The sequence below is a fragment of the Candidatus Kinetoplastibacterium blastocrithidii (ex Strigomonas culicis) genome (assembly GCF_000319245.1).
GTDB classification, from domain to species: domain Bacteria; phylum Pseudomonadota; class Gammaproteobacteria; order Burkholderiales; family Burkholderiaceae_B; genus Kinetoplastidibacterium; species Kinetoplastidibacterium blastocrithidiae.
On the sequence record NC_019814.1, the window covers coordinates 127,668 to 140,330 of the forward strand.

Annotated in this window: 22 protein-coding genes; 3 read left to right on the top strand and 19 right to left on the bottom strand. The window is 35.4% G+C overall.

The window, feature by feature from the left end:
• Positions 1 to 324 (bottom strand): iron donor protein CyaY, encoded by a 324-nt coding sequence (gene cyaY, locus CKBE_RS00610; protein WP_015237679.1) that lies wholly within the window; start codon positions 322 to 324, stop codon positions 1 to 3.
• 269 nt (positions 325 to 593) lie between these two features.
• On the opposite strand from cyaY, the gene lysA reads away from it, so the two are divergent.
• From lysA to hemB, 3 genes are all read left to right on the top strand, one after another.
• The gene (gene lysA, locus CKBE_RS00615; protein ID WP_015390112.1) at positions 594 to 1,856 is read left to right on the top strand and encodes a diaminopimelate decarboxylase; all 1,263 of its coding nucleotides are present in this window, start codon (positions 594 to 596) and stop codon (positions 1,854 to 1,856) included.
• 94 nt (positions 1,857 to 1,950) lie between these two features.
• Entirely contained in the window at positions 1,951 to 2,556 is a 606-nt protein-coding gene (gene yihA / locus CKBE_RS00620) for a ribosome biogenesis GTP-binding protein YihA/YsxC (RefSeq protein WP_041571814.1), read from the top strand.
• Between the two features lie 9 nt (positions 2,557 to 2,565).
• On the top strand, positions 2,566 to 3,582 hold the full coding sequence (gene hemB, locus CKBE_RS00625; protein WP_015237682.1) for a porphobilinogen synthase: 1,017 nt from the start codon (positions 2,566 to 2,568) through the stop codon (positions 3,580 to 3,582).
• 78 nt (positions 3,583 to 3,660) lie between these two features.
• Here hemB and rplQ read toward each other — a convergent pair whose 3' ends face one another.
• The 18 genes from rplQ to rplN all read right to left on the bottom strand — a co-directional run bounded on the left by rplQ (position 3,661) and on the right by rplN (position 12,533).
• Positions 3,661 to 4,041, bottom strand: coding sequence for a 50S ribosomal protein L17 (gene rplQ / locus CKBE_RS00630; protein WP_015237683.1), 381 nt, complete (start codon positions 4,039 to 4,041; stop codon positions 3,661 to 3,663).
• Between the two features lie 135 nt (positions 4,042 to 4,176).
• On the bottom strand, positions 4,177 to 5,163 hold the full coding sequence (locus CKBE_RS00635) for a DNA-directed RNA polymerase subunit alpha (RefSeq protein ID WP_015237684.1): 987 nt from the start codon (positions 5,161 to 5,163) through the stop codon (positions 4,177 to 4,179).
• Between the two features lie 81 nt (positions 5,164 to 5,244).
• The gene (rpsD, locus tag CKBE_RS00640; RefSeq protein ID WP_015237685.1) at positions 5,245 to 5,868 is read right to left on the bottom strand and encodes a 30S ribosomal protein S4; all 624 of its coding nucleotides are present in this window, start codon (positions 5,866 to 5,868) and stop codon (positions 5,245 to 5,247) included.
• Positions 5,869 to 5,883: 15 nt separating this feature from the next.
• Positions 5,884 to 6,285, bottom strand: coding sequence for a 30S ribosomal protein S11 (gene rpsK, locus CKBE_RS00645; protein ID WP_015237686.1), 402 nt, complete (start codon positions 6,283 to 6,285; stop codon positions 5,884 to 5,886).
• Positions 6,286 to 6,307: 22 nt separating this feature from the next.
• On the bottom strand, positions 6,308 to 6,673 hold the full coding sequence (gene rpsM, locus CKBE_RS00650; RefSeq protein ID WP_015237687.1) for a 30S ribosomal protein S13: 366 nt from the start codon (positions 6,671 to 6,673) through the stop codon (positions 6,308 to 6,310).
• A gap of 46 nt (positions 6,674 to 6,719) precedes the next feature.
• Positions 6,720 to 6,833, bottom strand: coding sequence for a 50S ribosomal protein L36 (rpmJ, locus tag CKBE_RS03905; RefSeq protein WP_081583118.1), 114 nt, complete (start codon positions 6,831 to 6,833; stop codon positions 6,720 to 6,722).
• A gap of 34 nt (positions 6,834 to 6,867) precedes the next feature.
• Entirely contained in the window at positions 6,868 to 7,086 is a 219-nt protein-coding gene (gene infA, locus CKBE_RS00655; protein ID WP_015237688.1) for a translation initiation factor IF-1, read from the bottom strand.
• A gap of 37 nt (positions 7,087 to 7,123) precedes the next feature.
• A complete protein-coding gene (secY, locus tag CKBE_RS00660; RefSeq protein WP_015237689.1) occupies positions 7,124 to 8,431 on the bottom strand; it encodes a preprotein translocase subunit SecY in 1,308 nt (435 codons plus the stop codon).
• Positions 8,432 to 8,446: 15 nt separating this feature from the next.
• Positions 8,447 to 8,890 carry a 50S ribosomal protein L15 gene (rplO, locus tag CKBE_RS00665; RefSeq protein WP_015237690.1) on the bottom strand — a complete coding sequence of 148 codons (444 nt, stop codon included), beginning with the start codon at positions 8,888 to 8,890 and terminating at the stop codon, positions 8,447 to 8,449.
• A gap of 9 nt (positions 8,891 to 8,899) precedes the next feature.
• Positions 8,900 to 9,085: a 50S ribosomal protein L30 gene (gene rpmD, locus CKBE_RS00670; RefSeq protein ID WP_015390113.1), complete on the bottom strand. Its 186-nt coding sequence runs from the start codon at positions 9,083 to 9,085 to the stop codon at positions 8,900 to 8,902.
• Positions 9,086 to 9,090: 5 nt separating this feature from the next.
• Positions 9,091 to 9,612 (bottom strand): 30S ribosomal protein S5, encoded by a 522-nt coding sequence (gene rpsE, locus CKBE_RS00675; RefSeq protein ID WP_015237691.1) that lies wholly within the window; start codon positions 9,610 to 9,612, stop codon positions 9,091 to 9,093.
• Positions 9,613 to 9,627: 15 nt separating this feature from the next.
• Complete coding sequence (rplR, locus tag CKBE_RS00680; protein ID WP_015237692.1) at positions 9,628 to 9,993, bottom strand: 50S ribosomal protein L18; 366 nt, start codon at positions 9,991 to 9,993, stop codon at positions 9,628 to 9,630.
• A gap of 20 nt (positions 9,994 to 10,013) precedes the next feature.
• Positions 10,014 to 10,547 carry a 50S ribosomal protein L6 gene (gene rplF, locus CKBE_RS00685; RefSeq protein WP_015237693.1) on the bottom strand — a complete coding sequence of 178 codons (534 nt, stop codon included), beginning with the start codon at positions 10,545 to 10,547 and terminating at the stop codon, positions 10,014 to 10,016.
• A gap of 12 nt (positions 10,548 to 10,559) precedes the next feature.
• Positions 10,560 to 10,955: a 30S ribosomal protein S8 gene (gene rpsH / locus CKBE_RS00690; RefSeq protein ID WP_015390114.1), complete on the bottom strand. Its 396-nt coding sequence runs from the start codon at positions 10,953 to 10,955 to the stop codon at positions 10,560 to 10,562.
• Positions 10,956 to 10,965: 10 nt separating this feature from the next.
• Positions 10,966 to 11,271: a 30S ribosomal protein S14 gene (gene rpsN / locus CKBE_RS00695; protein WP_015390115.1), complete on the bottom strand. Its 306-nt coding sequence runs from the start codon at positions 11,269 to 11,271 to the stop codon at positions 10,966 to 10,968.
• A gap of 12 nt (positions 11,272 to 11,283) precedes the next feature.
• Complete coding sequence (gene rplE, locus CKBE_RS00700) at positions 11,284 to 11,823, bottom strand: 50S ribosomal protein L5 (protein ID WP_015237695.1); 540 nt, start codon at positions 11,821 to 11,823, stop codon at positions 11,284 to 11,286.
• Positions 11,824 to 11,833: 10 nt separating this feature from the next.
• Positions 11,834 to 12,154 (bottom strand): 50S ribosomal protein L24, encoded by a 321-nt coding sequence (rplX, locus tag CKBE_RS00705; RefSeq protein WP_015237696.1) that lies wholly within the window; start codon positions 12,152 to 12,154, stop codon positions 11,834 to 11,836.
• 10 nt (positions 12,155 to 12,164) lie between these two features.
• The gene (rplN, locus tag CKBE_RS00710) at positions 12,165 to 12,533 is read right to left on the bottom strand and encodes a 50S ribosomal protein L14 (protein WP_015390116.1); all 369 of its coding nucleotides are present in this window, start codon (positions 12,531 to 12,533) and stop codon (positions 12,165 to 12,167) included.
• Positions 12,534 to 12,663: the final 130 nt, after the last annotated feature.

Sequence of the window (12,663 nt, forward strand, 5' to 3'; positions counted from 1 at the left end):
TTAAAAATCTAGAATAACTTTTCTACCAATAATATCTGAACAGCATTTTGATAATAATTCAGAAAAATTTAGGCCGTTACGGTTGTCTATCCATCTTCCATTGTCATATTTATAATGAAATCCTCCCATATTACTTACAGCAAACCATAACTCTTGTATACTGTTCTGACTATTAATAACCATATTGCATCCATTATCAAATTTGATGCTTAATACATTACCACTCTTCGCAGTATCAACCTCAGATGAAAATAGATCATTGATTTTATCTTCAACATCTTCTAGCAACTTATCAATCAAAATACTAAAATCTGAATCTTTCATAATCTTTATTTAAAATAATAATGAATATAGAATAACAAAACCTATTATGATTTGTTAAACTACTATGCTTAATAATTTTATGCCTAATAATAAGAAATTTACCATCATATTGACCACTATTATATTAACTTGTAGTACACTTAGCTCATGTGGATATAAATGTCAACTTAATTCAAGCAATCCAATTTATAACAATAAGACTTACGACTTAAGCATATTCGTAGATAAAACTACTGTAAGAATACACACTTAAAGAACAATTGTACATTATGAAGAATCATAACTTTAAATTTAAAAATAATATCCTATTCGTAGAAAATATTTCTGTGAGCTCTATTGTAGAAAAATTAGAAACTCCACTCTATATCTATTCTAAAAGAGCAATAACTGAAGCTTGGGATAGTTATTATCAAGCAATCAAAAACAGAAATTGTTTAGTATGCTATGGCATGAAAGCAAATTCTAATTTAGCAGTTCTAAAGGAATTTTCAAGACTTGGCTCAGGTTTTGATATAGTATCAGGCGGAGAACTAGAAAGAGTACTAGCTATTAAAGCAGACCCTAAAAAAGTTGTATTCTCTGGAGTTGGTAAACAATCATGGGAAATAGAAAAAGCAATAAAATCTGGGATTAAATGCTTTAATGTTGAGTCTGAATCAGAACTTTATAACATATCAAAGATAGCTAAAAACATAGGTGTTATAGCTCCTATCTCTTTAAGAGTAAATCCAGATGTGGATGCTAATACCCATCCATATATTTCTACAGGATTAAAAGAAAATAAATTTGGAATATCTATAAATACAGCTTATGATTGCTATAAAATAGCAGTTGGACTTCCAAATTTAGAGATAGTTGGCATAGATTGTCATATAGGATCGCAACTCACAGAAATCAAACCATTCATAGATTCTATTGAGAAAATTATACTGCTAATTAATAAACTCAAGGCTTCTGGAATACAGATAAAACATATCGATATAGGTGGCGGTATAGGGATTCAATATAAAGAAGAATCATGCATATCACCTAAAGAACTTGTTGATAAAGTTTTTGCTAAATTAGAGGATAATGACCTAGGAGATCTACAAGTTATCCTTGAGCCTGGTAGATCTTTAATTGGCAATGCAGGAATATTAGTGACCAAAGTACAATATCTAAAAAAATCTGAAGATCGGAATTTTGTGATAGTGGATGCAGCAATGAATGACCTTATAAGACCAGCATTATATCAGTCATATCATGAGATCGTTCCTGTAATAAAAAGAGATGGAGCAAAAAAAGAGTATGATGTCGTTGGTCCAGTATGCGAGAGCTCTGATTGGTTTGCTAAAGATAGGTTGCTCAATGAATTATATGAAGGGGAGCTCCTAGCAATTGAATCAGCTGGAGCATACTGTATGACTATGGCCAGTAATTATAATACTAGAGGACGAGCAGCAGAAGTAATAGTTGATGATTTTAATTATTATATAACCAAAAAAAGAGAAACGATAGATGATCTATTAAGACTAGAATCAACTATCTCATGAAAATACTGGAAAATAATATATCTCCTAATCAATGGCGCCCTACTCCATTATTAGTAATATTCACCCCTATCACAAAGACAATTATCTAACTAAAGTGTCCATACTACATAATACATATTTTCATTCATCATCTAAAATACTAGATACTTTACCAAGAGACGGACTCCCAGAAATCTGTTTTGTAGGAAGATCGAATGTTGGTAAATCTACAGCAATCAATAAAATAACAAATAGAAAAAAATTAGCTTTTTCAAGCAAAACACCTGGACGCACTCGTCTTATAAATATGTTTAATGTAATTGAACAAAAAAAACATAGTACTATAGGGTATCTGGTCGATCTTCCTGGATATGGATATGCAAATCTATCAAACCAAGAAAAAATCAACTTTGAGAAAGTTTTAACTAAATATGTTCAATACAGAAAGACATTAGTAGGGATAGTACTATTAATAGATATGCGTAGGGGCATTACACCCTTAGATGACGATTTTCTAAATCTAGTAACTCTAAAACCAATAATAATAATCCTTACTAAAGCAGATAAACTAAGTTATTCAGAACGCATAATTAGGAAAAGTATAACAACTGAAAAATTAACTAAATTCAAAAATATTAGAAACATAATAGAATTTTCTGCAGCTAAAAAAATAGGAATACTAGAGGTATCTGATATTATAGAAAAACTAATTAAACAATAGGAAATAGTCATGAATTCACAAATTTTTTCACCATCATATCCAGAATCAAGGATGAGACGCCTAAGAAAAGGTGATTTTATACTTAGAATGCTAACAGAAAGCAACCTATCTACTAACAATCTAATATTCCCTTTATTTATAGTAGAGGGTAATGGGGTAAAAGAAGAAGTATCATCAATGCCAGGAATATATGTGTATTCTATTGATGAAATACTATACGTAGCTGAAAAATGTATTGATCTAGGAATCCCAACAATAGCACTATTTCCTGTCATAGATTCCACACTAAAAACAAATAATGGGATTGAATCTATTAATGCGAATGGACTAATACCTCGAACAGTAATTGAAATTAAAAAACGTTTCCCAGAACTAGGGATAATGACTGATATCGCATTAGATCCTTATACAATACACGGACAAGATGGCATATTGGATGATAGTGGATATGTATTAAATGATGAAACCATAGAAATGCTTACAAAGCAATCTCTTTTGCATGCCAGTGCAGGAGTAGATATAGTAGCACCTAGTGATATGATGGATGGTAGAATTGGCATCATAAGACAAAAACTAGAAAGCAATGAATATAAGAATACCATAATAATGGCTTATTCTGCTAAATATTCCAGTGCCTTCTACGGCCCTTTTAGAGATGCAATAAGATCTAGCAACAACTTAAAGAAAGGAAATAAAAATAGTTACCAGATAAATCCAAGCAACATAAACGAAGCTATTAGAGAAGCAGCAGCTGATATAACTGAAGGGGCTGATATGCTTATAGTTAAACCTGGAATTCCATACTTAGATGTATTAACTAAAATTAAAGAAAAATTTAGAGTTCCAACATTTGCATACCAAGTTAGTGGAGAATATTCTATGATAAAAGCTGCATCACTAAATGGCTGGATAAGAAATGATGAAATAATACTAGAATCTCTTATATGCTTCAGAAGAGCAGGAGCTGACGGCATATTGACATACTTTGCGTTAGAAGCTGCTGAGCTATTAAGAAAAAATAATTAATTTTATTAATGACAAACATGACTATATTCTAAATAGTCATGTTTGTTGATATAAGATTATAGCTTGACTTGCAACTAATTAATCGTTCACTTCTTTTTTGGGTTCTCTATCTAGCATCTCCATAAAAGCCATAGGAGCATTATCTCCGTTACGAAATCCTATTTTTAATATCCTAGTATATCCACCTGGTCTACTAGAAAATCTCGGCCCAATCTCTGAGAATAATTTTACTACAGCATCTCGATCGCGCAATCTAGCAAATGCTAGTCTTTTATTTGCTAGAGTTGGATTTTTACCTAATGTAATTAGAGGCTCAATAACATGACGCAGTTCTTTAGCTTTTGGCAAAGTAGTCCTGATTGCCTCATGATTAATAAGAGAAACAGCCATATTACGAAACATAGCAAGACGATGGCTACTTGTGCGATTAAGTTTGCGTAAACCATGACCATGACGCATAATAATTTCCTTTACAGTATCCAAGAGCTGATTTTAAAATTCACAGCTCAATATATTATTTAACTTAGATAGTCCACAATAAATCAGAAACATCTATTGTTCCAAACCTTACAGGAAACTATCAATGCAATTCAGTTATTCTATCTCTACAGGTGGCCAATTATCTAATTTCATGCCAAGAGTTAAACCACGCGTAGCTAATACTTCTTTAATTTCATTCAATGATTTGCGACCTAAATTAGGAGTTTTCAAAAGCTCTGTTTCTGTTCTCTGAATCAAATCACCTATATAGTAAATATTTTCTGCTTTTAGGCAATTAGCAGAACGTACAGTTAGTTCTAAATCATCTACAGGCTTCAATAGGACAGGATCAATTCCTGGAGTAGTCCTAGAAGGTTGAGAATCATTAGGCTCTTGAGCCCCTTGTAAAGATGCAAATACAGATACTTGATCCATTAAGATACAAGCAGCCTGTCTAACAGATTCCTCTGGGGTTAAAACCCCATTAGTTTCAATATCTATAATTAGTTTATCAAGGTCAGTCCTCTGTTCTACACGAGCACTTTCGACACTATAACTAACTCTGCGTACAGGACTGTATGATGCATCTAAAATTATCTTTCCAATAGAAGTACTTCTATCAGAAACTGAAGAAGAGCGAATATTGCCAGGTATATATCCACGACCCTTTCTTACTTTAAAATGCATATCTAGTTGACCTGAATCTGTGAGATTACAAATCAAATGATCAGGATTTATTATCTCCACATCATGCGGCAATTCTATATCTTTTGCTAAAACTATAGCAGGACCTTTCCTGTTGATAGACAAACTAACCTCATCACGGCTATGTAATTTAAAAATAACATTTTTTAAATTCATCAATATGTCGATAAGATCTTCTCTTACTCCAGGAATAGTAGAGTATTCATGAACAATACCGCTAATTTGCACTTCAGTTGGAGCATATCCTTCCATAGAAGATAACAAAATACGACGCAAAGCATTACCAAGAGTGTGCCCATAACCACGTTCAAATGGCTCCATAATAATTTTTGCTCTATTATGAGAAATGGGTTCAACCTCAACAACTCTTGGCTTTAAAAAATCCTGACTAGACATACATACTTCCTATTCAATACCCTCAGTTCGTTACACCGATAAGGCTGAAGATAATAAAAGACAATAAAAAACAGACTTATATTAACGAGAATACAGTTCTACTACCATAGACTCATTTATATCTCGAGCAACATCAGAGCGATCAGGAACCGCCTTAAAAGTTCCCATTTGCTTCTCAGAGTCAAGATCTAGCCACTGAGGTATGCCAATACTAATAGCTAATTTTATTGCTTCTTTAATTCTATTTTGATTTTTAGACTTTTCTCGAACTGATATTATATCACCAGCTTTGACTGATAATGAAGCTATGTCTACAATTCGACCATTAACCTCAATCGCACGATGACTAATTAGCTGACGAGCTTCTGCTCTTGTAGAGCCAAAACCCATTCTATAAACAACATTATCTAATCGAGATTCAAGTAACTGAATTAATATTTCTCCAGTATTTCCTTTTCGTCTCTCTGATTCCTCAAAATATCTACGAAACTGCTTTTCTAAAACACCATACATTCTCTTAAGTTTTTGCTTCTCTCTCATTTGAAGACCGTAATCTGAGATGCGAGATCCAGATGTACGACCATGTTGACCTGGTTTTGATTCTGATTTACATTTCGAATCAAACGGTCTACGAGCACTCTTGAGGAAGAGATCAGTACCCTCACGACGTGAGAGTTTACATTTTGGTCCAATATAACGTGCCATAATATTATTTTATCCTTAAATACGACGACGCTTTGGAGGACGACATCCGTTATGTGGAATAGGTGTTATGTCGGAAATACTAGAAATCTTAATTCCAAGAGCATTCAAAGCTCTTACAGAAGATTCGCGACCTGGACCTGGTCCCTTTATTCTTACTTCAAGGGTTTTAATTCCAAACTCCATAGCAGCACGACCAGCAGCCTCAGCTGCTACCTGCGCTGCAAAAGGGGTAGATTTTCTAGATCCTTTAAAGCCAGAGGATCCTGAAGTCGCCCAAGACAAAGCATTACCTTGACGATCTGTTATTGTAACAATGGTATTATTAAAAGAAGCATGAACATGCACTATTCCATCTGAAACATTTTTCTTTACTTTCTTTCTGACGCGAGAAGCGCCACTTGTAGAAGATTTCGCCATATTCTAAATTCCTCAATAATTACTATTTTTTCAGAGAAGCAGCTGCTCTACGTGGTCCTTTACGAGTGCGTGCATTAGTACGAGTGCGCTGACCACGTACAGGCAATCCACGTTTATGACGCATCCCTCGATAAGTACCCAAATCGATTAACCGTTTAATTGAAAACTGAATCTCACGACGAAGGTCACCTTCTACCGTAAACAATCCAACTTGCTCACGAATCCGCTCTAGTTCAGCATCGGTCATATCCTTTATTTTTTTAGAAGGAGAAATCTTTGCTGTTTCACAAATCTTACAAGCACGAGATCGTCCAATTCCAAAAATTGCGGTCAAACCAATCTCAGCATGCTGTTGTGGCGGGATATTAATGCCAGCAATACGGGCCATGACTGTTCCTTGAATAAATCAATTATAGTCAAGAATAACAAAAATGTTATCCTTGACGTTGCTTATGACGCGGGTCAGTACAAATAATTCGCACTACTCCGTGACGTTTAATAATCTTACAATTTCGGCAAACTCGCTTAACTGATGCCATTACTTTCATCGTTAACTCCTAACTTTCCGTAATAATTTTTGACTTACTTAGCACGGAAAATAATTCTAGCCCTAGTAAGATCGTAAGGTGTAAGCTCAACTGTTACCTTATCTCCTGGTAATATTCTGATATAATGCATACGCATTTTACCAGAGATATGACCAAGAACTATGTGTCCATTTTCAAGCTTTACACGAAAATTTGCATTAGGAAGATTTTCTAAAATCTCTCCCTGCATTTGTATTACATCGTCCTTAGACATTATCTTCTACTTAAAACAATAAAAATTTTTCATTTCCTTAACTCTTAAAATTAGATTTCTTAAGTAGGGAATCATATTGGTAGGACATTACACAAGATTGAACCTGTGTCATAAAATCCATCGTTACAACAACGATAATTAATAAAGAAGTACCTCCAAAATTAAAAGGCACATTCCATTTCGCTACCAAAAATTCTGGAACAAGACAGACTAATACTACATACATAGCACCAATCAATGTTAAACGCACAAGAATTTTATCAATATAACGAGATGTCTGTTCACCTGGGCGAATTCCAGGAATTAGTGCACCACTTTTTTTAAGATTATCTGCTGTTTCTCTACTATTAAAAACAAGAGCAGTATAAAAAAAACAGAAAAATAAAACAAATAACGAGTATAAAGCTATGTATAAAGGCTGTCTAGGTGAAATTGCAATAGCTAAACTAGATAACCAATTAATTTCACTAGCTCCTGAAAACCAGCTGGCTATTGTTCCTGGCAATAACATCAAAGAAGAAGCAAATATAGGAGGAATAACCCCGGACATATTTAACTTTAATGGCAAATGTGAACTCTGTCCTCTATATAATTTATTACCGACTTGACGCTGTGCATAATTTACAGGAATTTTTCTTTGAGCCATTTCAACAAAAACAACTAGAGAGGTAACTAAAAAAACTATGCTTAGTATAAAAATAGCTGATGTGATAGAGATAGAATTGACGCGAACCATATCCAGTAATAAAAGCAACGAAGATGGAAGCTCCGAAACTATACCAGCAAATATAATCATAGATACGCCGTTACCAATTCCACGTTCAGTTATCTGTTCACCCAGCCACATTACAAACATAGTACCGGTTACTAAAGTTAGAACTCTAATCATCATACAAAATGTACCGTCATCAACTATTAGCCCAGGCTGAGATTGTAAAACAAGGCAAACGCCAAAAGCTTGTACAGAAGCAACTAAAACAGCACCATATCTTGTATACTGAGATATTTTTCTACGGCCAGACTCCCCTTCCTTCCTTAGAGATTCTAAATAAGGCACTACCATAGTCATTAACTGAACCACTATGGAAGCTGAAATATAAGGCATAATTCCTAATGAGAACACGGAGAAACGAACCAATGCTCCTCCTGAAAACATATTGAATAAACCTATTATTCCCCCCTGATTATTTTGAAACAAATCAGCTAACACATAAGGGTTAACACCAGGAACAGGAATATGAGTACCAATACGATAAACTATAATTGCAAGAACAAGAAAAACAACCCTACGTTTCAAGTCATAATAGCCAGAACTAGTCTTAGTTGATGATTGCCATCTAGTCACTTTTATAAATACCTCTTAAACTATTAACGATCCACCAACAGACTCTATAGCAGAACAAGCACCAGCTGTTGCTGCAATACCCCTTAATACTAATTTACGTGACAAACTACCAGACTTTATAACTTTAACAAACCTTACCTCACCCTTAACAATAGAGTTGCTTTTCAATACTTGTATATCAACCTCATTAACAGACAAAGATTGCAAATCTGATAAATTAATCTGAGCATACAAATGATTATCAAATTTCCTAAAACCCCTCTTTGGTAATCGTCTTTGTAATGGCATTTGACCTCCTTCGAAGCCAACTTTGTGGAAACCTCCTGAACGAGATTTCTGTCCTTTGTGGCCACGGCCCGCTGTTTTTCCCAATCCAGAACCTATCCCTCGACCAACACGACGCCTAGGAAATTTACTTCCTTCCGCAGGATTTATTGTATTTAATCTTATTTCTAACATAAAGCTTTCCTAAACATGCGAAACATCAATAAGATATTTTACTTTTCTAAGCATTCCTCTAACCTCAGGTGTATTATTCAAAATGCTTATACTATTTACTCTACGAAGACCTAAACCTCTAACGGTCTCTCTATGAGACTTATTAGTTCCAATAGTAGAGCGCAAAAGTCTAATCTTCAATTGATCATGAGTCATAAGAATTATCCTAATATTTCCTCTATGCTCTTACCTCTTTTAGCCGCAACTTCAGAGGGGGTCATAGAATTACGCAATCCATTAAACGTTGCCCTAACTAGGTTATAAGGATTGCTAGAACCCAAACTCTTGGCAACAACATTACGGATACCCATTACCTCAAAAATAGCACGCATAGGACCACCAGCTATTACACCTGAACCCTCAGCCGCCGGAGAAATAACAACTTTAGAAGCTCCATGTTTGCCAACAACAGCATGTTGCAACGTGCCACTTTTTAAAGAAACTTTAAACATGTTGCGACGAGCTTGTTCCATTGCTTTTTGGACAGAAACAGGCACTTCCCTAGCTTTCCCTTTGCCCATGCCTATACGGCCATCACCATCACCAACCACAGTAAGAGCCGCAAAACTCATTGTACGGCCTCCCTTAACAACTTTACTAACACGATTGACAGCTATCATTTTCTCACGTAAGCCATCTTCGTTATCTTTTTCCGCGTTATTCTTGCCTTGTACTTTGGCCATTTATAAAATCCTCGATCAAAACTTTAATCCAGCCTCACGAGCAGCTTCAGCTAAAACTCTAACTCTGCCATGATAATGAAAACCGGAACGATCAAAAGCTACAGAGTCTATACCAGCACATTTAGCTTTTTCTGCGATACGTGCACCCACTATAGCAGCCGCTATCTTATTACCACCATTAGTAGTCTTCTCCCTCAATAAGGACTTAACCTCAGATTCTAGAGTCGAAGCACTAACTAAGACTCTATCTCCTTCTGGCGAGAAAATATTAGCATAGATATGTAAATTAGATCTAAATACAGATAGACGATTAACACCTAATCTACTAATTTTTCGCCGCGTTGGAATAGATCGACGCAATCTGGAATTTCTTTTATTCATAACTTCCTCTCTTGCCTAAATTACTTTTTCTTAGCTTCTTTAAGCACTACTCGCTCGTCAGCATAACGTACTCCTTTCCCTTTATAAGGTTCAGGTGGACGATATGATCTAATTTTTGCTGCAACTTGACCAACAGATTGCTTATCTATACCTTTTATAACGAGCTCTGTAGGCGTAGAACTCTCTGCAATAATACCAGATGGTAATTGATGTAAAACATCATGAGAAAAACCAAGCTGCAATTTAACTACAGATTCCTGCACAGAAGCTCTAAAACCAACACCGACCAACACTAACTTTCGTTCAAAACCTCTACTAACCCCAATAACCATATTAGATATAAGAGCACGCAAAGTTCCTATCATAGCTTTCGACTGTTCTGAAATACGAACAATTGAAAAAACTATTTTATTCTCTACAAGATCTACTTTTACATCATCAACTAGAAACTGTGTCAAAGAACCTAAAGGACCTTTTATTGTAATTTGATTATCTTCAATTTTCGCCTCAACATTATTAGGCAAATCAATTGGATATTTAGCAATTCGTGACATTAGAATTTCTCCCTAGGCCACATAACATAAAACTTCACCGCCAACACCATTAGCCTTGGCTTTACGGTCTGTCATGACACCATGTGAAGTGGAAACTATAGCTATACCCAAGCCGTTCATTACTTGAGGAATACTAGAGCTCTTTTTATAAACTCTTAAACCAGGGCGAGAAACTCTATCAATTCTCTCTATAACTGGACGTCCAGCATAATACTTGAGAATAATCTCTATTTCTGGTTTGCTAGCAATACCTTTAATCTCAAAACCATCTATATATCCTTCCTCTTTTAAGACAGTAGCGATTGCTACCTTTATATTTGAAGACGGAATAATGACCTTTACTTTATCAGTTTGCTGTGCATTGCGGATACGAGTCAACATATCAGCAATTGGATCGCTCATGCTCATGCTATTTCTCCTACCAGCTAGCCTTAATCATTCCGGGAATTTCTCCCTTCATTGCCATTTCTCGCAATTTGTGTCGAGCTAGCCCAAACTTACGAAAAACACCTCGCGGACGCCCCGTTACAACACAACGATTACGTTGTCTTGTGGGATTAGAATTGCGCGGTAACTGCTGCAGCTGTAATCTAGCTTGATATCTTTCTTCGTCTCCTTTTGATTGATCATCAATTATAGATTTTAGTTGAGCACGTTTAACAGCGAATTTATTAACCAATTTGGTACGTTTAATATCACGATTTATCAGGGACAATTTAGCCACTTTGTAATCCCATTAATTACGAAAAGGAAATCCGAAGGCTGTTAATAAAGCTTTCGCTTCTTCATCAGTCTTCGCTGTAGTAGTGATGCTAATATTCATTCCACGCAAAGTATCGACTTTATCATACTCGACCTCAGGAAAAATGATCTGTTCTTTAACACCTATATTATAATTGCCATGGCCATCAAAAGCACGACCAGAGACACCTCTAAAATCGCGAACTCTAGGCAAAGCAACAGAAACCAAACGATCCAGAAACTCATACATGCGTTCACCGCGTAGAGTAACCATACAACCTATTGGATAATTTTCACGAATCTTAAAACCAGCTATAGCTTTACGAGTTTTAGTTACAACAACTTTTTGTCCTGATATTTTTGTTAAATCAGATACAGCATGATCAACAATTTTTTTATCAGAAACAGCCTCAGATACTCCCATATTAAGAGTAATCTTAGATAGACGTGGAGCTTCCATTATGCTTTTATATCCAAATCTTGACTTTAGGCTAGCTATAACTGTATTTCTATACAAATCTTGTAAACGAGACATGCTTCGCTCCCTATGATTTATTATCTACAGAAGAACCATTGGAACGGAATACTCTAGTCTTTACTCCATCTAATTCCTTAATAAGGACACGCTCTCCTTTTCCAGTATCCTTATTGAATAAGGCTACATTAGATATATGTATAGGCATAGACTTGCTGGTAATTCCTCCAGGATTATTACTCATTGGATTAGCCTTTAAATGCTTCTTCACAACATTTATTCCTTCTACCAACAAGTGATCCTTTCCAACAACTGCTGAAACTATCCCACGACGCTTTTTATCGCGACCAGCAAGAATAACAACCTCATCACCTTTACGAATTTTATTCATTAAAGCTTCCCTACAAAACTTCCGGAGCCAAGGATACAATCTTCATAAACCTCTCATTACGTAACTCACGAGTGACAGGTCCAAAGATACGAGTACCAATTGGTTCTAACTTTGCATTTAGTAATACAGCAGCATTACTATCAAATCGCAGTAATGCTCCGTCTTTCCGACGAACACCTTTTGCTGTACGCACAACAACAGCATTATACACTTCACCCTTTTTTACACGTCCGCGTGGGGCTGCATCTTTAACACTTACTTTAATAATATCGCCGATTCCGGCATAACGTCGCTTAGACCCGCCAAGAACTTTGATACACATAACATGACGTGCACCAGTATTATCAGCCACATCTAGCGTGGTTTGCATTTGGATCATGATTTTTCCTATTCCAACTTAACAACTTAATTTTATAGTTGTCAGTTTTGGCCCCGTTTTTCTAGAATGGCTACAATAACCAAATAGATATGGGTTGAAATCTTAACATAATAATATCTCCCTATCCTTA